This window comes from Comamonas composti DSM 21721, assembly GCF_000429845.1.
In the GTDB taxonomy this organism is placed as follows: domain Bacteria; phylum Pseudomonadota; class Gammaproteobacteria; order Burkholderiales; family Burkholderiaceae_C; genus Comamonas; species Comamonas composti.
In genome coordinates this window covers 21716-40186 of record NZ_AUCQ01000017.1, presented here as the reverse complement: position 1 = coordinate 40186, position 18471 = coordinate 21716, and the positions used below count along the sequence as shown (strand labels likewise).

General features: G+C 64.9%; 18 protein-coding genes and 1 pseudogene. 6 read left to right on the top strand and 13 right to left on the bottom strand.

Translation table 11 applies throughout. The annotated features are described in order from the left end of the window. Positions 1-12: 12 nt before the first annotated feature. From G486_RS0111860 to G486_RS0111845, 4 genes are all read right to left on the bottom strand, one after another. Positions 13-372, bottom strand: coding sequence for a hypothetical protein (locus G486_RS0111860; RefSeq protein ID WP_027015731.1), 360 nt, complete (start codon positions 370-372; stop codon positions 13-15). Positions 373-438: 66 nt separating this feature from the next. Next, a complete protein-coding gene (locus tag G486_RS0111855; RefSeq protein ID WP_027015730.1) occupies positions 439-840 on the bottom strand; it encodes a roadblock/LC7 domain-containing protein in 402 nt (133 codons plus the stop codon). Further along, the gene (locus tag G486_RS0111850; RefSeq protein ID WP_051303457.1) at positions 837-1400 is read right to left on the bottom strand and encodes a GTP-binding protein; all 564 of its coding nucleotides are present in this window, start codon (positions 1398-1400) and stop codon (positions 837-839) included. The genes G486_RS0111855 and G486_RS0111850 overlap by 4 nt, the downstream gene beginning before the upstream one ends. Next, positions 1397-2128 (bottom strand): hypothetical protein, encoded by a 732-nt coding sequence (locus tag G486_RS0111845; protein ID WP_027015728.1) that lies wholly within the window; start codon positions 2126-2128, stop codon positions 1397-1399. Before G486_RS0111845 ends, G486_RS0111850 begins: the two co-directional genes overlap by 4 nt. Positions 2129-2292: 164 nt before the next feature. Here G486_RS0111845 and G486_RS0111840 point away from each other — a divergent pair, with 164 nt between their 5' ends. From G486_RS0111840 to G486_RS0111830, 3 genes are read left to right on the top strand one after another with little or no spacing between them, the layout of a single operon-like run. Beyond that, complete coding sequence (locus G486_RS0111840; RefSeq protein WP_027015727.1) at positions 2293-4356, top strand: ATP-dependent helicase; 2064 nt, start codon at positions 2293-2295, stop codon at positions 4354-4356. 17 nt (positions 4357-4373) lie between these two features. Further along, positions 4374-4814 (top strand): hypothetical protein, encoded by a 441-nt coding sequence (locus G486_RS0111835; RefSeq protein WP_245587302.1) that lies wholly within the window; start codon positions 4374-4376, stop codon positions 4812-4814. 26 nt (positions 4815-4840) lie between these two features. After that, positions 4841-6043 (top strand): phospholipase A, encoded by a 1203-nt coding sequence (locus tag G486_RS0111830; RefSeq protein ID WP_034387465.1) that lies wholly within the window; start codon positions 4841-4843, stop codon positions 6041-6043. A gap of 90 nt (positions 6044-6133) precedes the next feature. Here G486_RS0111830 and G486_RS0111825 read toward each other — a convergent pair whose 3' ends face one another. Next, complete coding sequence (locus tag G486_RS0111825) at positions 6134-7021, bottom strand: transporter (protein WP_027015724.1); 888 nt, start codon at positions 7019-7021, stop codon at positions 6134-6136. A gap of 95 nt (positions 7022-7116) precedes the next feature. Then, positions 7117-9225: a PQQ-dependent dehydrogenase, methanol/ethanol family gene (locus G486_RS0111820; protein WP_027015723.1), complete on the bottom strand. Its 2109-nt coding sequence runs from the start codon at positions 9223-9225 to the stop codon at positions 7117-7119. Between the two features lie 256 nt (positions 9226-9481). Here G486_RS0111820 and G486_RS0111815 point away from each other — a divergent pair, with 256 nt between their 5' ends. Both G486_RS0111815 and G486_RS0111805 read left to right on the top strand, forming a co-directional pair. After that, positions 9482-10645, top strand: coding sequence for a helix-turn-helix domain-containing protein (locus G486_RS0111815; protein WP_027015722.1), 1164 nt, complete (start codon positions 9482-9484; stop codon positions 10643-10645). Between the two features lie 123 nt (positions 10646-10768). Beyond that, positions 10769-11167, top strand: coding sequence for a hypothetical protein (locus G486_RS0111805; protein WP_027015721.1), 399 nt, complete (start codon positions 10769-10771; stop codon positions 11165-11167). Between the two features lie 127 nt (positions 11168-11294). Here the strand turns inward: G486_RS0111805 and G486_RS0111800 are convergent, their stop codons facing one another. Then, positions 11295-11780: a universal stress protein gene (locus G486_RS0111800; RefSeq protein WP_027015720.1), complete on the bottom strand. Its 486-nt coding sequence runs from the start codon at positions 11778-11780 to the stop codon at positions 11295-11297. 136 nt (positions 11781-11916) lie between these two features. On the opposite strand from G486_RS0111800, the gene tgt reads away from it, so the two are divergent. After that, entirely contained in the window at positions 11917-13089 is a 1173-nt protein-coding gene (tgt, locus tag G486_RS0111795; RefSeq protein ID WP_027015719.1) for a tRNA guanosine(34) transglycosylase Tgt, read from the top strand. A gap of 22 nt (positions 13090-13111) precedes the next feature. On the opposite strand, the gene G486_RS22180 is transcribed toward tgt, so the two are convergent. The 6 genes and pseudogenes from G486_RS22180 to G486_RS24790 form a co-directional block, all read right to left on the bottom strand. Then, positions 13112-14347 (bottom strand): diguanylate cyclase, encoded by a 1236-nt coding sequence (locus G486_RS22180; RefSeq protein ID WP_084455234.1) that lies wholly within the window; start codon positions 14345-14347, stop codon positions 13112-13114. A gap of 208 nt (positions 14348-14555) precedes the next feature. Beyond that, positions 14556-15341 carry a DUF2145 domain-containing protein gene (locus G486_RS0111785; RefSeq protein WP_027015718.1) on the bottom strand — a complete coding sequence of 262 codons (786 nt, stop codon included), beginning with the start codon at positions 15339-15341 and terminating at the stop codon, positions 14556-14558. A gap of 8 nt (positions 15342-15349) precedes the next feature. Then, positions 15350-15805 carry a hypothetical protein gene (locus tag G486_RS0111780; protein ID WP_027015717.1) on the bottom strand — a complete coding sequence of 152 codons (456 nt, stop codon included), beginning with the start codon at positions 15803-15805 and terminating at the stop codon, positions 15350-15352. A gap of 54 nt (positions 15806-15859) precedes the next feature. Further along, positions 15860-16348: a YiaA/YiaB family inner membrane protein gene (locus G486_RS0111775; RefSeq protein ID WP_027015716.1), complete on the bottom strand. Its 489-nt coding sequence runs from the start codon at positions 16346-16348 to the stop codon at positions 15860-15862. Between the two features lie 157 nt (positions 16349-16505). Continuing rightward, the gene (locus tag G486_RS24795; protein WP_407059796.1) at positions 16506-17267 is read right to left on the bottom strand and encodes a 1-acyl-sn-glycerol-3-phosphate acyltransferase; all 762 of its coding nucleotides are present in this window, start codon (positions 17265-17267) and stop codon (positions 16506-16508) included. 219 nt (positions 17268-17486) lie between these two features. Next, positions 17487-18467 (bottom strand): annotated as a pseudogene (locus G486_RS24790) (MFS transporter); the annotation flags it as partial. Positions 18468-18471 lie beyond the last annotated feature (4 nt).

The following is an 18471-nucleotide window of genomic DNA, read 5'->3' as shown; positions in this document are numbered from 1 at the left end:
CCGGTTCACGATCTACAAAGCCAGCTCCTTCTCCACATCCTGGACCTTGCGGCGGGCCAGCGCGAGGTTGGAGCGGTCTTTGTCCAGCACCAGGTAGAAAAACACGCCGTCATGGGCCACGACGGGGCGGATGATGTGGTACTGGTGTCCGAGCGTAATCAGGAAGTCCTCCAGCGAATCGTGCAGCGCCAGCATGCGCATGGTCTTGAGCTTGGCCCGCACGACCTCGGTATTGCCTGCGGCCGCAAGCTCCATGTCCAGGCCGGAGCCCACACTTCCCATCAGCATGCCGCTGGAGCTGTCCACCAGTCCCGCGCACATGGCGCCATCAATCGTGAGCAAAGCGTTCAACGAGTCAGTTATCGAAGCCATAAACCATCCCTCTCAAAAAAATCACCCGGCATGAACCCTCATCGGGCCGGGCTACCACTGCAAAAGCTATTTCTTCTGAAGCCCGGCAACGACCTCTCCTGCGGCCCATAGCGCGCGCCCCAGCAGGGCGCTTTTGTCCAAGACCATGCACAGAATCGCGGCCGGGTGGCCACCGACGCTCTGAAAGACCACGGTGCCCAGCTCCGTCTCGAAGGTCAGGCGCCGGCAGGAGCGGTGCCCGATCTCGGTCGCCACCGCCATGGCCATGGCGATCAGGGATCCGGCCATGGCCGACAGCCGCTCCATGGACAGGTCGCTGCTCACGCGCAGGGAGGCGATCTCGAAGCCATCGGGAGTGCACAGCAAGGCCACATGCACGCCCTCCAGCGGCGCGATCACGCGGGCAAGCTCGGCCTTGCCAGCCTCGATGAGCCTGGCGGGAATTGAAGGAGTCGTCTGTTTCTTCATTCTTGGCTCTGCAAAAGAAGCAGGGAAACAAGCACGTCCAGCGCATCCAGCAGTTGGGCGCGCTCGCGGGGATCTGCGGGCACCAGGGGCAGGACGCCATGCCCCTGCGCGGTCAAGGCCGCGCTGAAATCCTGCTGCTGCTGGGCACTGCAATCACGGCAGCTCAGCGCAATGGCCGTGGGCGGCCGTTCCAGCCGGGCCATCGCAGCCAGCGACTGCTGTGCATAGTCGAGAGCCGATGCCTGGTTGAGATCCAGCATCAGCAGCACGCCGACGCTGCCCGCCAGCACCCACTGGCGCACGAAGTCGAAGCGGTCCTGCCCGGGGCTGCCCACGAGCTGCAAACGCTCGCCGCCTCCCAGGTCGATCTCGCCGAACTCCGCGCCCACCGTGGTGAACGCCTTCGCATGGGCCGAGCGATCCAGATTGGGAACGTCCGTGGACGCCATGAGCTCGCCGCACAGCGAGCGCATGGCCGTGGTCTTGCCTATGCCCATGGGGCCTATCAGGCTGATGCGCGTCAAATTTCCTGCCAACCCACTCATGGCCTGTCCCGTCATGTCCGTCCTCCTCGCGCGACCCAGCCCGCCAGCCTGCGCACCCATTGCCCGGAAAACCGGGCCGCAGGTGCCCGGCCGGCGGCCTTCATCGCATCGGCTGGTCGCCAACTGCAAACCAGAGCACTGCGCAGCCCAGGGTGGGCCAGCAACTGGGCAAGCTCGGCAACCTCCAGCCCGCTATGCGTGCACAGCGAGCGCACATCCACCGCCTTGCGGCTCAGGACGGCCAGGGCGCGCAAGCCCTGCACCTGATTCCAGGGCGCAGGCAAGGCAACCCAGGCCTTGAGATGAAAGTGGTAGGAGCAGTCCAGCCCCTTGCCCTCCAGATCGGCCAGGGCCCTGGTCAAGGACTGCTGGGCCGCGATCTGCTGGCGCTGCGACCACTGCATGATGAACACCCCGGCCCGGTCCAGCATGTCGATGAGGTCGGCCAGGGTAAAGTCGGCATCCAGCCGCGTGGCCCAGCGCTGTGGCGAACTGCCCAGGTGCAGGGCCTGGGGTTGCCCCCCCACATACACTACGCAGGGCGTCCAGACGGCCGCCTCGTCGCCGGGCTGCTCGCCATCGACCACCAACACCTGGGCCTGCATCACAGAGACGTGACGCCAGCCTTGCAGGGATTTGCGGGCAGCGACGGAGAACAGGGTCTCGAACCTCTGCTGCAATGCAGAGGAGCCCAGCTCCATCGCCAGTCCGATTTCCTTTTTCGCCCGCTCTATTTTTGACATTTCTGAGATGGCCGCTTTTCAACAGAACGCTTGTTTGCAAGATGTGATCCGGACTGCTGAAGTCCTCCCATAAGAGCTTTTTACAAGGCTTTGACACAAGCGAAGCTGCGTAAAGCGCTATGCTTCGCCCGTTTTTCCAGGTTTGCACGCACTCTCCCCCATCCATGTCCGCAGGACTCAATCTGGCCCAGCTTCAGGCCGTTCACTACACCGAAGGCCCCTGCCTGGTTCTGGCAGGCGCGGGCTCGGGCAAGACGCGCGTGATCACGCACAAGATCGCCCGCCTCATAGAGACCGGGCTCGCGCCCAGGCGCATCGCGGCCATCACCTTTACCAACAAGGCGGCCGCCGAAATGCGCGAGCGCGCAGCCGGCCTCATCGGCCGCCAGGCCAAGGAGGTGCTGGTCTGCACCTTCCACGCGCTGGGCGTGCGCATGGTGCGCGAGGACGGTCATGTGCTGGGGCTCAAGCCCCAGTTCAGCATCCTCGACGCCGACGATGTGACCGGCATCCTGAAGGACTGCTCGGGCGGCACCACCGACCTGGCCACGGCGCGCCAGTGGCAGTGGACGATCAGCAACTGGAAGAACGCGGGCTGGGACAGCCGCAAGGCCCTGGCCATGGCCCAGGACGACAACGAGCGCTCCATCGCGCTGATCATGCAGCGCTACGAGGAGCGGCTCACCGCCTACCAGAGCGTGGACTTCGACGACCTGATCGGCATGCCCATGCGCTTGCTGCGCAACCATGCCGAGGTGCGCGAGAAATGGCAGCGCGTGCTCGGCCATGTGCTGGTGGACGAATACCAGGACACGAATGCCACCCAGTACGAGCTGCTGAAGTTCCTGGTCGGCGAGCGCGCGCGCTTCACGGCCGTGGGCGACGACGACCAGAGCATCTACGGCTGGCGCGGCGCCACGCTGGAAAACCTCAAGAAGCTGCCCCTGGATTTTCCCCAGCTCAAGATCATCAAGCTGGAGCAGAACTACCGCTCCACCTCGGCCATCCTGCGCGCGGCCAACAACGTGATCCAGCCCAACCCCAAACTGTTTCCCAAGACCCTGTTCTCGGAGCTGGGCGAGGGCGAGCCCGTGCGCATCGTGGACTGCGACACCGAGGAGCATGAGGCCGAGCGCGCCGTGGCCCGCATCCAGGGCCTGCGCGCGGCCATGAACCCGCCGCCCGAGTGGAAGGACTTTGCGGTGCTCTACCGCGCCAACCACCAGGCCAAGCCCTTCGAGAAGGCCTTGCGCAAGGCCAACATCCCCTACAAGGTCTCGGGCGGGCAGAGCTTTTTCGACCGCGCCGAAATCAAGGACCTGTGCGCCTGGTTCCGGCTGTGGGTCAACAACGACGATGACCCCGCGTTCTTGCGCTCCATAGGCACGCCCAGGCGCGGCATAGGCCACACCACGCTGGGCAAGCTCGGCGAGTTCTCGTCCCAGCACAAGCTGTCCATGTTCGGCGCGCTGTTCAGCCACATGCTGGAGGCCGTTCTGCCCAAGAAGGCGCATGAATCCCTGCTGGAGTTCGGCCGCTACATCAACGACCTCGAATACCGTGCGCGCCACACGCTGGGCTTCGAGCAGGCGCGCGCCTTCTTGCTCGAATGGCTCCAGGAGATCGGCTACGAGCAGTATCTGTACGACAGCGAGGACAGCGAGTCCGTGGCCGCCGCGCGCTGGAGCAATGTGCTGGAGTTCTGCGACTGGATGGCCCAGCGCGCGGGCGGGCAGATCGAGGATGCGGCCGGCACCACGACCCAGACCGAGATCAAGAGCCTGCTCGACGTGGCGCAGAACGTGGCCCTGCTGTCCACCATCGGCGAGCGAGAGAAAGAGCAGAACATGGTCGTGCTCTCCACGCTGCATGCCTCCAAGGGCCTGGAATGGCCGCATGTGATGCTGGTCGGCGTGACCGAGGGCATGCTGCCCTTCAAGCTCGATGACGACGACGGCCGCCAGCAGAAAGTCAGCGACGACACCGCGCAGCGCCTGCAGGAGGAACGCCGCCTGATGTATGTGGGCATCACGCGCGCGCGCCAGACCCTGGCCGTGAGCTGGACCAAGCGCCGCAAGAAGGGGCGGGAGATGGTCTCCACCCTGCCCAGCCGCTTCATCAAGGAAATGGGCCTGGACGCCGCCACCGCGCGCGAGGACCCGCGCGAAAAGCTGCGCAAGCTGCGCGAGGAGTTCGCGCTCAAGGCCCAGCAGCCCCCCGCTTCCTGAAAGAGAAAGAGTCTTCCATGCGCCTGCATGCCCTGATCTGCCGCCTTGTGTTCCCGGCCCTGGCCGCCCTGGCCTTCTTGTGCGGACCCGCTCTCGCAGCGGAGCCGGCCCCTTCCTGCCCCGAGGAGATGGACGATGCCCAGCTCCAGGGCCGCTGGGAAGGCCGGCTGCAGGACAGCGGCGAGCGCGTCCTGATCACACTCGGCCCCCATCCCGAATGGAAAGCAATGGTCAAGGGCCGTATCGAACGCAAAAGCGAGCAACAAAGCCCTCAAATGGCCGGCGATGTCGACGATGGAACGGTGACCCTGGAAGAAAGCCGCGACGGCCAGCGCATCAGCGCCACCTGGTTCGGCCAGGTCGTCGAAGGCAGCTGCGGCCGCGAGATCCGGGGCGAGTTTCTCGAAGGCGAAGACCGCCCTGCACGCCCCTTTGTTTTGCGCAAGCTTGCGCCCTGAATCCAATCATGCACAGGACAGCACTCATGAGCACGAGCCCCCGCACACCGCTGGATCGCTTTTTTCTTCTATGCCCCCTGCTGGGCCTGGGCCTGTCGGCCGCGCCCGGACTGCTGCAGGCCCAGACCGTGGATGCCGACACCTGGCGCCAGTGCGCGGCCACCACGGACAACCAGGCGCGCCTGGCCTGCTTCGACACCTGGGCCCAGCAACAGCAGCCGCTGACGCCGCCGCCGGCCTCGGGCTGGAATGCACCCGCCGCCAGCGCACTGGCCAATGCCGATGCCGAGGCCCGGAACCTGCCCCTGCCCGAGCCCGTGGTGACCGCCGACGCCGGCCAGGGTCTGGCCCTGCCGGCCACGCCCACCAACGGCGGCTGCCGGGATCCGCGCTACAGCGAGGTCTCGCGCTATTTCGAGCTGGAGCCCGGCAGCGACTGCGGCACCTTCAGCTTTCGCGGCTACCGGCCGATGTCGGTCTCCGTGGTCACCAGCAGCCGCATCAACCAGCAGCCGTACTCGCCCACGCGCGGCGCGCCGGCCGAGGAGGACTACCAGAAGAACGAGATGCGCCTGCACCTGTCGGCGCGCACCAAGATCGCCCAGGGCATGCTCACCGGCCCCACCTCCAGCGGCAAGGACTCGCTGTGGTTCGGCTACACCCAGCAGTCCTACTGGCAGCTGTTCAACCCCGGCCTCTCACGGCCGTTTCGCAACACCGACCATGAGCCCGAGGTGTTCTACGTCTACCCCACGGATGCCCCGCTGCCGTTTGGCTGGCGCTGGCGCTACAGCGGCGTAGGCCTGGTCCACCAGTCCAACGGCCAGAGCGATCCGCTGTCGCGCAGCTGGAACCGCTGGTATGTGATGACCGGTGCCGAGCTCGACAACCGCTGGCAGTTCCACCTCAAGGCCTGGCACCGCATCAGCGAAAGAGGCGACAAGGACGACAACCCGGGCATTCAGGACTACATCGGCCGTGGCGAGGTCCGCCTGGGCTGGAACGTGAACGAGCGCCACCACCTGGCGCTGACCGCGCGCGCCTCCCTGGGCAAGGGCCGGGGCTCGGGCCGGATCGAATGGTTCCGCACCCTGGGCGAAGGCTGGAACGGCGGCAAGAGCAATCTGCGCCTGCATGTGCAGCTGTTCAGCGGCTATGGCGACAGCCTGGTGGACTACAACTTCAAACGCACCATGTTCTCCGTGGGCCTGAGTCTGCTTGATTTTTGATAGCTTGCAGCGCCTGCATACAAACGATTTCAGGCACTTTCATATCTGAAATCAAGCTGTAGAAGGCGCTTGCAGCTATTGTTTCTTTGTTTAAAAAACCTGGAGCAGCCGCAGATTGATGCGCGCATTTTCCTTGAAGCCCTGGCGCACATGCAGATCGCGCCCCACGGTGGCCACGAGCTGGGTCTTGGGCGTGACGAACACCCCGGTGCCCAGGGAGATCTTGGTCGCGGCCTGGCGGTCGCTCTGGTCCTGTCCGTTGACCCGGGTCTCGCCGCCGTTCAGGTAGGACAGGCCCAGGCGCAGATCGGAGGCATCGGACAGGTGATAGCGCCACAGCCCCTGGAACTGGAACTGCGGCTTTTGCTTGAGCGTGGCGCCGCCGGGGCCGAAGTCGTCATTCTTGCCGAACACCGTCACATCGGCCGCCAGGTCCATGGTCAGCCTGGAGCCCAGCGGCTTGATCCAGCCCACCTGCAGCGCCGCCTTCCAGCGGTTCTCTCCCAGATTCAGGGAGTTGCTGCGCTCATACTGGCCCGTGGGCAGCCAGATGAAGGGCGTGATGCCCAGATGCTCCTTGTCGCCGGGCTCGGTCAGCCAGAGCGTGGCGGCCAGCGTCAGATCGCCCACACCGCTGTTGCTGCCCAGGGCCGCGATGTCGCGCGATGCCGACAGCCGCCCGAAGGGCAGCAGAAACTGCGGATCGATCACATAGTCGCCCAGCCGCATGAAGTGCACGCCGCGCACAATGCCGATGTCCGAGCTGAGCCTGGGCCGCACCGCGACCTTCTCGCCATCCGCATACAGCTTGTCGCGCGTGGCGTGCTGGTAATAGACCATGCCCAGGGTGGTGCCCGCAGGCAGGGCCGTGTAGTCGCCGGCATCGATGTCCACCGCGCGGGCCGGGCCGCAGAGCAGGGTTGCGCACAGGGCGCAGGCCGCAGCCAGCGCTTGTCCAGGTGAGGTTCGGATGGGCATGGAAGTCTCCTTTTTGTCTTGGGTGGGGCGCAGGCCGGCCCCGGCCCGGCTGCATGCAGCCGGGCCTGAGCACGGGCCTGGAAAGCTGGCGGGGTTTATTGAGGGCGTATGGCGTCGGCCGTGCCCTGGATGAAGGCCTTGATCTTCTCCACGTCATCCATGCTGAGCTTGCCCGTGAAGTCGGGCATGCCGCGCGCCATGGCCGGCCCCTTGAAGATGAACTTGTCCAGGTGCTCTATGTAGGCCTTGTCCAGATAGGCCAGATTGGGCAGGTTGCCGCCACGGTCCACGCCGGGCACGCCATGGCAGAACGCGCAATTGCTCACATAGAGCGCCGTGCCCTCGGCCACCTGGCTCTTGTCGTAGGGCACGCCCTGTACCAGCTTGCCCAGTTGGTAGTCGACGAAGGCCGGGGGCTTGGCCTTGCCATCGAGCACAAAGGTGTAGACCGTGCCCGGCCCCTTGCGCTCCGTGTGACGTGCGGCCAGGCCGTAGACGCCGCCCCAGCCCACGGCGATGGACACATACTGCCGGCCATCGACCTCGTAGGTGATGGGCGCCGCCACCACGCCCGTGCCCGTGGGCTTTTCCCAGAGCTTCTTGCCGTTGCGCGCATCGTAGGCCGCAAAGCGCCCGTCCGCCGTGCCCTGGAACACCAGGTTGCCGGCCGTGCTCAGGGTGCCGCCATTCCAGGGCGAGACCTGCTCCACGCGCCAGCGCTCCTTCTGGGCCACCGGGTCCCAGGCGATCAGGCGCCCGAAAGGCTTGCTCTTGGCGGGCTCCATGTTGATCAGCGTGGCAATGTTCCAGCCGATGTTGCTATGGGGCTCGGGCTGGCTGCCGGCATTGAGCTTCCAGTTCTGGTTGTCCTGCAGGGTCAGGGGCACATGCTGGGCCGGCAGATAGACCAGCCCCGTCTGTGGATTGAAGGACATGGAATGCCAGTTGTGCCCGCCAAACGGGCTGGGAATGATGTCGCGTGCCCGGTCGCCGCTGCGCGCAATCGGGGTCTCGATAGGCCGGCCCTTGCTGTCGTAGCCCGTGGCCCAGTTCACGTCGACAAAGTTCTTGGCCGAGATGAATTCGCCATTCGTGCGGTCCACGACGAAGAAAAAGCCGTTCTTGGGCGCATGCAGAATCACCTTGCGCTGCTTGCCGCCGATCTTGAGGTCGGCCAGGATCATGGGCTGGGTGGAGGTGAAGTCCCAGCTGTCGCCGGGCGTCTCCTGGTAGTGCCACACGTATTCGCCGGTATCGGGGTTGAGCGCGACGATGCTGGCCAGATAGAGGTTGTCCCCCCCGGCCGGGCTGCGCTTGCTGCGCGCCCAGGGCGAGCCGTTGCCCGTGCCTATGTACATCAGGTTGAGCTCGGGGTCGTAAGCCATGGAGTCCCAGGCCGTGCCGCCGCCGCCGCTCTCCCACCATTTGCCGGCCGGATCCCAGGTCTTGGCCGCGCGCTCCATGGCCTCGTTCTCGAAGGGCTGGGACGGGTCGCCCGGCACGGTGAACCAGCGCCATTTCTGCTCGCCGCTCTCGGCGTCATAGGCCGTCACATAGCCGCGCACGCCGTATTCGGCGCCGCCGTTGCCGATCACCACCTTGCCCTTGATGACGCGCGGAGCGCCCGTAATCGTGTAGGAGCGCTTGTGGTCGATCACGGTGTCCTTTTCCCAGACCTTGCTGCCCGTGGCCGCATTCAGGGCGATCAGCCGGCCGTCAAAAGCGCCCACATACACCTTGCCCTTGTAGACGGCCACGCCGCGGTTGACCACATCGCAGCAGCCCTTAAAGCCGTTGGCCCGGTCCACGCCGGGATCGAAGCTCCACAGCCGTTTGCCGCTGCGCACGTCGATGGCATGCACCACGCTCCAGCTCGCGCTCACATACATGATGCCGTCCACGACCAAAGGCGTGGCCTCGACGCCGCGCGTGGACTCCAGATCGTAGGACCAGGCCAGGCCCAGCTTTTGCACATTGCGGGTATCGATCTGCTTGAGCCGGGAAAAGCGCGTCTCGCCATAGTCCTGGCCATGACTGAGCCAGTTTTTGCCGGTGCGTGCGTTGTCGAGGATGCCTTGCGCATCCACGCCTGCCGTGACTGCGCGCACATGCTCGGGCGAGCCCTTGGCCTGGGCCCAGGTAATGCCTGGCAAGGCCAGCAGCATGCCGGCCAGCAGCGCGGCCGAGGTGGTGTGGGATTTCATTCTTGTCTCCTGAACGGTCTGGTAAAGCCTGGATGAGGCCGGAGGACATGACCCGGACTCGTGAGCGCAACCATAGAAAAAAGCCTTTGCGCTCTCAACACTCGTACATACCCTCGGCCCTATCTGTGCCGGCTCGGAACAGTGCCTGGACCGGAGCGGAACGCTGGCGCGCCCCAGAGTCCCACCCAGGAGATTTCCCTAGTACTGGAGGCGGCGGCAGCGGACCGACAATCCCCTGGCCTTATTGATCCGAGTCATGCCTGCCGCCTTCTCCGCCCACTTGCCGGCCAACCCCTTCTACGTCACGCGCCAGGACCGCGTGGCCCTGGCCCGCGAACGCTATTTCGAGCATGGCGAGCGCCCCTCCGGCCTGGTCTCCGAGCCCGTGCTGCAATCCTGGATACGCTGCCTGAGCGCCCAGCGCAGCCCCGATGAAAAGATCTGCTTCGACCCAGTCAGCAAGATCCGCATCGCCACCTTGCTGACCCACAACAAGGCCTTGCTCGAAGCGGCCAAGGCACCGATTGCCGAGCTCGAAACCGTGATCGCCGGCAGCCAGGTACGCGCCATGCTGACCTGCAGCGATGGCGTGGTGCTGCTGGCCTCGCGCCCCACCAGCGGCCATGCGCCCCTGCTGGACTGCGTGGCCCGCGTGGGCGTGAAGGTCGCCGAGGACACTGTGGGCACGGGCGCGCCCGGCGTCACGGCAAGCACGGGCGAGGTCTGCCACATACGCGGAGGCGAACACTTCTTCCACTGTCTTGCGCCCTTGCACTGCACGGCAGCCCCGATACGCGACACCCAGGGACGCACCGTAGCCATGCTCGATCTCAGCAGCGAAGCCGGGCCGTTTCGCTTTGACGCGGGTGCCATGGCCCACATGTACGCCACCTCCATAGAGAACCGCCTGCTCATGGGCGCTGCCAGCAGGCATTTGCTGCTGCGCTTTCAATCCAGCCCGAACATGTTCGGCACTCCTCTGGAAGGACTTGCAGCCGTCGATGAGCAAGGCTTGGTGCGCTGGTTCAACGGCACGGGCGCCCAGTTGCTGGCCAGCCCACGCTGGCCCGAGCATGGCCTGGATGCCGAGCAGGTGCTGGGCCTGGGCCTGCCCCTGCTGCTCGACCTGGCCCACCATGGCCAGGCACGCCCTCACAGATTGCCGTCCGGGCTGACGCTGTGGCTGCAGGCCTCGCTGCACGAGCAGGGTACAGCGCCCGTCGCGGCCGTGCCCGACGCCAGACCCGCCGATGCCGCACCGGCACATAACAGCCCCCCGCCCTCGCTGGGCGAGGCCAGCCGGGGCCTGATCGAGCAGGCCCTGGCCCAGTGCCAGGGCAATATCTCCCAGGCCGCGCGCATGCTAGGCGTATCGCGCGGCCTGCTGTACCGGCGGCTGCGCGACTGGGGCCAGCCCTAGACCAGCCGGGGGCCGCGCATGCGCCCCAAAACCCAGGCTGCCTGCATAGAGACCCTATGGAGCACACCATGGATCCTGTTTAGCATCGGGGCCTGCAGCCAGTCGCCCCGGAGGGCCAGGATCATGGAATCACAGCATCTGCGCTACCAGCTCAAGGCCGGACACTATTACCTGTACGACCTGCGGGACCAGCCCAGCAGCGTCACCGGAGAGCGGCGCTTCCGGCTCAAGACCTGCCTGGTTGCGATTGCCTTCGACCAGGACACGGGGCAGATCCACCAGCACGGCCAGCCCGCACGCATCCACTCCTGGGCCCTGGGGACCAGGCGCCGGCTGCGCGCCGCCGGCGACTGGGATTCGGCCGACCGTCTGGTCGTCGTCTCGGGCCCGCTGCCCGAAGATGAGATCAACAAATGCCTGCGCATCCGCGGTTACTGCTGCCGGATGCTGGCCCGCCTGGCCAGCCTGCCCCATGGCAAGCTGCAGGCACGCGCCACCCCCGATCAGCGCCGCGCCGCCTGACTGGCCACTGGCCCTTGCTTGCACCCCGGTGCAAGCTGCGGCCCATCGACTCGAACTCATCCCGATTGCGCTCCAACGCGCCTGCGTAGAGATCGTGAACACGCTCTAAATCAGGAGTAAGCGCCTTTCAGTTGAAGTCTTCCTCGGCAGGCTCCTGGTTCTGGGCCGAGGCTTCGTCCGACGCATCCGCATGCTTGACGATGGTCACCGGCAAACGGCTCTTGCGCGCCACCTCACGCGACACCGAGCCTATGAGCACGGAGCGCAGGCCGCTGCGCCCCAGGGCGCCGATGATGATTTGCTGGCACTGCATGCGCTCGGCGATCTCGACGAGCTTGCCCGCAGCCTCGCCAAGCTCGATCTCGACCTCGTAGGACAGGCCTGCCGCCCGGATCAGATTCTCGGCCTCGGCCACCAGGTGCTTGCCGGCCTCCAGGCTGGCGGCGGCGATCAGATCGGCCCCCTGGGTGGCCAGCTCCAGCAAGGACGCCTCTTGCTGCACATGGGCCAGCACGAAATGGGCTTTCAAGCCCTGCTGCGCGAGCAGGATGGCATGGCGTGCAGCATCCAGCGAAGGGCTGGAGCCATCCACGGCAATCAAAATTTTCAGCATGGCGATTTCTCCTAGTCTGACGATGCACTCCAGTGTAGATGCCATGAAGCCCTGGAAGAGGCAGAGGCGGCCACACCCGGGGGAGCTGCCGAAGACGGCCCAGGGGGCTCTTGTTTTTCTAGGACAATGCACGCCTATGCTGCAATTTGACCTGCTCAAGACCGATCCGACCAGCCATGCACGCCGGGGCAAGCTCACCCTCAACCACGGCGAAGTCCAGACCCCGATCTTCATGCCCGTGGGCACCTATGGCACCGTCAAGGGCGTGATGCCGCGCAGCCTGCAGGAGATGGGCGCGCAAATCATTCTGGGCAATACCTTTCACCTGTGGATGCGACCGGGCCTGGACATCATGCAGAGCTTTGGCGGCCTGCACGGCTTTGAGAAATGGGACAAGCCCATCCTCACCGACTCGGGCGGCTTCCAGGTCTGGAGCCTGGGATCCATGCGCAAGATCACCGAGGAAGGCGTGCATTTCCAGAGCCCCGTGAACGGCGACAAGCTGTTCATGTCGCCCGAGGTCAGCATGCAGATCCAGACGACGCTGAACTCGGACATCGTGATGCAGCTCGACGAGTGCACGCCGTATGAAACCAACGGCAAGAAGACCACCGAGGCCGAGGCGCGCAAGAGCATGGAAATGAGCCGCCGCTGGGCCAAGCGCTCCAAGGACGAGTTCGAGCGCCTGGGCAACCCCAATGCGCTGTTCGGCATCGTGCAGGGCGGCATGTTCCTGAATCTGCGCGAGGAATCCCTGCAGGCGCTGGTGGAGATGGATTTTCCCGGCTATGCCGTGGGCGGTGTCTCCGTGGGCGAGCCCAAGGACGAGATGCTGGAGATCATGGCCCACACACCGCATCTGCTGCCGGCCCACAAGCCGCGCTATCTGATGGGCGTGGGCACGCCCGAGGATCTGGTACAGGGCGTGGCCGACGGCGTGGACATGTTCGACTGCGTGATGCCCACGCGCAATGCGCGCAACGGCACCATCTTCACGCGCTATGGCGACCTCAAGATCCGCAATGCACGCCACAAGAGCGACCACCAGCCGCTGGACACCACCTGCACCTGCCACGCCTGCGCAGGCAGCAGCGGCGTGAGCTGGGACCAGGGCGGACGCGAGGGCTTTTCGCGCGCCTATCTGCACCATCTGGATCGCTGCGGCGAAATGCTGGGCCCGATGCTGACCACCATCCACAACCTGCACTACTACCTGAACCTGATGCAGGAAGTGCGCGATGCGCTGGATGCAGGCTCGTTTGCCGAATTCCGCGCGCGCTTCAAGAACGAGCGCGCACGCGGGGTCTGAAGAGGCGGCGCGGGGCCACCGCCTACATAGCGCCTGGGCCGGGGGGCATGGAGTCCTCCGCGAGCACGATCTGATCGCGCCCCATGGCATGGGCCCGCTGCAGCGCTACATAGGTGCGCTGCACCAGGTATTCCGAGGTTTCTCCACTCACATACTCTGCCACTGCAATCGTCAGGGTCAGGGGCTGCTTGGCCTCGAACTCCGCCGAGGTCGGACTCAGCGCCCAATGCTTTTGGCTCACGGCCTGGCGCAGCCTGTGCAGGGCCGGAACGGCCTGCTCCGCAAGCGTGTCAGGCAACACCAGCATGAAAATATCGTCCCGATAGCGACCCACCTCATCGACTTCACGCAATTGCGTGACCAGCAGGCCACTGACCATGAGCAGCATGCGCTCCTGCAGCGATGGCCCCTTGCCCACAGGCTCAGCCATGGGCGCAGGCGGCTCCAAGGGATCAAGCGCCAGCAAAACCACGCAGAACTCCTCGCGCTTGCGAGCATGGCGCTCGCGCAGAGCATCCACGGCCTCCATGATCCGGATAAAGCTGCTGACGCCGGTGAGCGCATCGCGCTCTCCCGAAGACATCTGACGCAAGCCCCCGACCTGCTGCTGCAACTGCTGCACGTCCTTGATCATTTGCTCGCAGTAAGCGGACAGTTGCACCAGCTCCTGATCGAAGTGCTGGCGGCTGGCCTCTCCTGCCAGCCTGGCTGCGAGCACATGGGCCAGCACGGGCAAGAACGCAGCGGCCAGCCACAGATTGCGCCCGCCGCTGGCCGCAGGAGGGGCTGCGGATACGCCCAGATTCAGCGCCAGCAGCAGCGCCATGGCCATGAGCACCAGCAGCCCCCCTAGCCAGGCGGGCAGATACCAGGGCTGCTCCCGGCGCACATCCCAGGGCAGCCAGGCCGTGCCTGCAAGCCACAGGCCGACAGCCAGCCAGCTCATCTGGGGCAGCAGCACCAGCGGCAAGGCCGTCACACACTGGATCAGCCCATGACCGCGCCATGTCGCCGTCCACCCCAGGCCTTGCTTGTGGCCCCACCAGGCCCACACCAGCCCGCCTCCGCCCGAAAGCAGCAAGTAGCAGAGCACGACCCGTACATGGTCCGCCCCCTGTACCGCAAGCTGGGCCAGCAGCAGCAACGCTCCCGCCAGCGAGCCCCAAAGCGGAGCACTCAGCGGCAGGCGACGGCCACGGCTTCCTCGGGCTTCGGCTCCTTCGGCATCCTCTCCAACATCCTTCTCCAAGCTGGGCATAGGCTCCTCGCCAAACAAGGGCAGCAAACCGGCATCAACGGGAAAATGGCTGGCGACCCGGCTCCATGGAGTGGGCCGCCAGCCATGAGTGCGAAATGCAAGCCCTGGTGTATCACGGCTCATCGAAAGCCATTGCAGCGATGAATCCTGCAATGGCAGGCCAGATCCCGCCGCCTGTCTGCGTTACGCGGCGGTCATGGACGCCGGATCAGTGGATCAGGCGCGCTTCGCCGGCCAGCTGGCTGCGCTGCATCCAGCGGATCACCGAATCGACGGTCACGGTTTCTATGCGGCTGGCATAGCGCTTGTCGTTGGGGTGGTCGTCAAAGGCGATATTCGCTGCCGTCATGCGCCCGCCAAGGCGGGTGAGCGCACGAATCGTGAGCACACTGGGCTCATAGCCCTTGAAGCCCAGCCATGCCTGAGCCTGGTCGCGGCGCATCACGGTCCTGGACTCCATGGCCGCAGCCAGAGTCTCCAGGGCCCACTGGTTGGACTGCTGGTAACGCTGGCCCCAGGCATAGCTGACCATGCTGTAGGGCTCGTGCTGCATTCTGAGCACATTCTGCGGCTGGTTCAGAAAGTCCCACAGCACCTGCTGGACCTCGGGAGAAGGAGTCTGGTAGACGGCCTCGTAGCGCCATAAGTCGTCGAGGAAGAATTCGCCCAGCCCCTGACGGTACACATGCCCTCCCGCCGTGCCGCATTCATTGAGCTTGTGCGCCACGCGCCACGGCCCCTCCGGGGTTTTATAAGCCCAGCCCAGGTGCGAGTACTTGAGGCCGTATTTGGACAGATCCTGGCCCGCACGCCCCAGCAACACCAGCCTGGCACCGCTGGCATCGAGCACCTTGGCCGTTTTCTCGGCCAGATTCAGGGATTTTTTGAGCACCTCGGGCGTCAGGCTGCGCTGCTCGCAGGAGCGCCCTGCGTGGGCGCCAGCAGAGGCCAGCATGGCCGCAGCGCATGCCATGGCGGCAATCATCTTGTTCATGCGGGCCCTCACAGACGCTCGTTGTGCAACAAGGCCTGCCCCAGGGTATTGGGTACAAAGGCCAGAACCTCACCTGCCACGGACAACACCACGCCGGCACCGATGACGCTGCACTCGACCATGGTGCCCACCCCGTGGGCCACGGCCGACAAACCATTGCCGGCCACCTTGATGCTTGCCTGGGCACCATCCGAGACCCGCTCCAGCAAATACACCGTGCCCGTGGCCGAGGCCTCGACCACCTTGATCGTGAGCATGACCCCGCCGACAGACAGGGCCACGGGAATGCTCACCGCCACCCCGGCAGCTGCCGAGGCGCCGCCCGCGGCGCTGGCAACCGAAGCCACGGGCAGCATGGACAGGGCTGCCGATGCCTCGCTTTGCGCCCACAGCGCAGGACTTGCAGTCGAAAGCCCCAACCCGATCAGGGCTGCGCCCAGAGTTTTACGGAAATACGAAAACATGATGTCTCTCCTCAAGCACAGGCCGCCAGGCGGCCTGCTCATACAGACTCTGGATTAGGCCTTGTGCTCGCCGGCCTGTTGCCCCGGCTCAGCATGCAAGACCTCGCGGCGCCCTGCCACACGTGCATCCTGCAGATCGGCCTCATGGCGGTCACGCAGCATCTTGGCCAGGGTAAAGGCCGTGGTGATCAGATAAAGCCAGCTCACGCCCAGAAAAGCCTTGTAGGGCGGGCTGACCTCCATGCCGAACAGGCCCCAGCCCGTCAAGCCCATGGCCACGGCAAACCCGCCCCAGACCACCACCCCCCACAAAGGCGTATCCCCGGCCGTGCTTTCGTTGTCGCGCACGAACTTGGACAGCATGAAGGCCGCCGAGAGACAGAACACATACCCCATCACCATGAAGATGCGCTCCATCTGCGCTCCCGGAAGCCAGGCCAGCCCGATGGCGCAAAGGGCAGCCGCCAGACCAAAGGAAACCCAGACCTGAAGCTGCCATGCACGGCTGTCGCGCTGGATGATGGCGGAGGAGGAAGATCGCATAAAAATCTTGGCATCAGAGCCGTTGTTGAAGACGGCGCCATCATGCCGACAAGCCTCGAACCCAAGGCACAACAATCGTCAAGGTAGTGGGCCGCAGCACAAAAAGCATTGAAAAACGATACTTTTCACACCACAGTTCCAGCACACGACAGCCGCTTCACCCGGCCTTGAGCAAGCCTGCCACCTGGTCCCGCAAATGCTCAGGCTCTGCCCGGGATGCCGTGAGCACGGGCCCCACATTGAGCCCCACGCGATTGAGCCAGCCGCGCCGCCAGGGCCTGACCATGGCCACGGGCTTTCCGCCGCGCTGCTCTATGCGGCTGAAATAAGAGCCCCAGAGATTGGTCAACGCCATGGGCACCACTGGCACCTCCAGCCCATCGGCTCGGGCCTGGTCGAGGATTTTCACAAACCCCGGCTTGAAGGCCTGCAACTGCCCGTCGCGCGTAATTCCGCCCTCGGGGAAGATGGCCAGCAGATCGCCTTCACGCAGCACCTGGCTGGCCTGTCTGAATGCCTCTTCATATGTGGCCGGATCTTCTTTTTGCGGGGCGATGGGAATGGCCTTGGCCAGTCGGAACAGGGCACCGAGCACGGGCGTCTGGAAAATGCGGTGATCCATGATGAAGTGAATCGGCCTGGGGCTGGCCGCCATGAGCAGCAGCGCATCCACGAAGCTCACATGATTGCAGACCAGCAGGGCCGGACCTTCGGCCGGAATATGGACAGCACCGCGCACCTTGAAGCGATAGATGAAATGCGTGACTACCCAGGCCACGAAGCGCAGCAGGTATTCGGGCACCAGCAGGAAGACATAGAGAGCGACCACGGCATTCGCAATCCCCGTGAACAGAAACACCTGGGCAATGCTGCAGCCCACTGCCAGCAGGGCACCGGCCAGCACACTGGAGGCAATCATGAACAAGGCGTTCAGGATATTGTTGGCGGCGATGATGCGCGCACGGTGCGTGGGCTGGCTGCGCATCTGGATCAGCGCATACATGGGCACGCTGTAAATACCTGCAGACAGGGCAAGCAAGGCCAGATCGGCCATGACGCGCCAATGCGCAGGCCTGGCCACGAAGGCTGCCACATCCATGAGTCCGGACGCCGGCAGGTGGCGCACGGCAAAGAACAGGTCTATGGAAAACAGGCTCATGCCTATGGCGCCCAAAGGCACCAGGCCGATCTCGACCTGGCGGCGGCTCAGCATCTCGCACAGCAGCGAGCCTGTGCCAATGCCTACGGAAAACACCGCAAGCAAGAGCGAAGCCACATGCTCGTTGCCATGCAGTACGTCCTTGGCAAAGCTGGGAAACTGGGACAGAAAGACAGCGCCGAAAAACCACATCCAGCTAATGCCCAGCAGGGAGCGGAACACCACGGGCTGCTGGCGCGCCAGCTGGAGGTTACGCCAGGTCTCGGTCAAAGGGTTCCAGTTGATGACCAGGTCGGGATCGGTGGCCGGTGCATGGGGAATGAGCTGGGCACAGGCACGCCCCACCAGAGCCAGGGCCACGCAGGCCAGTGCCACCTGCAAATGCCCGACCTCGGGCACGGCCACCAGCAGGCCGCCAGCCATGTTGCCGAGCAAGATGGCGACGAAAGTGCCCATCTCCACCATGCCATTGCCGCCTGTGAGCTCGCGCTCATCGAGCACCTGGGGCAAGTAGGCAAACTTCACGGGGCCGAACAGGGTGGAGTGCAGGCCCATGAAGAACACGCAGGCCAGCAGCAATAGAACCTGGCCTTGCCAGAAGCCCCAGGCAGCCAGCAGCATGATGCCGGTCTCCAGGTTCTTGACGAGGCGGAACATGCGCTGCTTGTCCCATTTGTCCGTGAGCTGGCCCGAGGTTGCCGAGAACAGCAGAAACGGAAGAATGAACAGCGCCCCGATGACCAGGCCGGCCATGGACGCCGGCAGCCAGGAAACGCTGAGCTGATAGGTCACCATCACGGTGAGCGCAAACTTGAACAGGTTGTCGTTGGCTGCGCCCGCAAACTGGGTCCAGAAGAAAGGGGCGAAGCGCCTTTGCGTCAGCAGCGCAAACTGGTTGGGATGCGGCTGATCGGCAGCACCGGCCTGGCTCGGCGCAGCAGCACGATGGTCTTGGTTCATCTTG

What these genes read in the sequence shown, in the direction of transcription:
- G486_RS0111860 (WP_027015731.1), bottom strand. Translation starts at nt 372, where the DNA reads ATGGCTTCGATAACTGACTCGTTGAACGCTTTGCTCACGATTGATGGC.
- G486_RS0111855 (WP_027015730.1), bottom strand. Translation starts at nt 840, where the DNA reads ATGAAGAAACAGACGACTCCTTCAATTCCCGCCAGGCTCATCGAGGCT.
- G486_RS0111850 (WP_051303457.1), bottom strand. Translation starts at nt 1,400, where the DNA reads ATGACGGGACAGGCCATGAGTGGGTTGGCAGGAAATTTGACGCGCATC.
- G486_RS0111845 (WP_027015728.1), bottom strand. Translation starts at nt 2,128, where the DNA reads ATGTCAAAAATAGAGCGGGCGAAAAAGGAAATCGGACTGGCGATGGAG.
- G486_RS0111840 (WP_027015727.1), top strand. Translation starts at nt 2,293, where the DNA reads ATGTCCGCAGGACTCAATCTGGCCCAGCTTCAGGCCGTTCACTACACC.
- G486_RS0111835 (WP_245587302.1), top strand. Translation starts at nt 4,374, where the DNA reads ATGCGCCTGCATGCCCTGATCTGCCGCCTTGTGTTCCCGGCCCTGGCC.
- G486_RS0111830 (WP_034387465.1), top strand. Translation starts at nt 4,841, where the DNA reads ATGAGCACGAGCCCCCGCACACCGCTGGATCGCTTTTTTCTTCTATGC.
- G486_RS0111825 (WP_027015724.1), bottom strand. Translation starts at nt 7,021, where the DNA reads ATGCCCATCCGAACCTCACCTGGACAAGCGCTGGCTGCGGCCTGCGCC.
- G486_RS0111820 (WP_027015723.1), bottom strand. Translation starts at nt 9,225, where the DNA reads ATGAAATCCCACACCACCTCGGCCGCGCTGCTGGCCGGCATGCTGCTG.
- G486_RS0111815 (WP_027015722.1), top strand. Translation starts at nt 9,482, where the DNA reads ATGCCTGCCGCCTTCTCCGCCCACTTGCCGGCCAACCCCTTCTACGTC.
- G486_RS0111805 (WP_027015721.1), top strand. Translation starts at nt 10,769, where the DNA reads ATGGAATCACAGCATCTGCGCTACCAGCTCAAGGCCGGACACTATTAC.
- G486_RS0111800 (WP_027015720.1), bottom strand. Translation starts at nt 11,780, where the DNA reads ATGCTGAAAATTTTGATTGCCGTGGATGGCTCCAGCCCTTCGCTGGAT.
- tgt (WP_027015719.1), top strand. Translation starts at nt 11,917, where the DNA reads ATGCTGCAATTTGACCTGCTCAAGACCGATCCGACCAGCCATGCACGC.
- G486_RS22180 (WP_084455234.1), bottom strand. Translation starts at nt 14,347, where the DNA reads ATGCCCAGCTTGGAGAAGGATGTTGGAGAGGATGCCGAAGGAGCCGAA.
- G486_RS0111785 (WP_027015718.1), bottom strand. Translation starts at nt 15,341, where the DNA reads ATGAACAAGATGATTGCCGCCATGGCATGCGCTGCGGCCATGCTGGCC.
- G486_RS0111780 (WP_027015717.1), bottom strand. Translation starts at nt 15,805, where the DNA reads ATGTTTTCGTATTTCCGTAAAACTCTGGGCGCAGCCCTGATCGGGTTG.
- G486_RS0111775 (WP_027015716.1), bottom strand. Translation starts at nt 16,348, where the DNA reads ATGCGATCTTCCTCCTCCGCCATCATCCAGCGCGACAGCCGTGCATGG.
- G486_RS24795 (WP_407059796.1), bottom strand. Translation starts at nt 17,267, where the DNA reads ATGATTGCCTCCAGTGTGCTGGCCGGTGCCCTGCTGGCAGTGGGCTGC.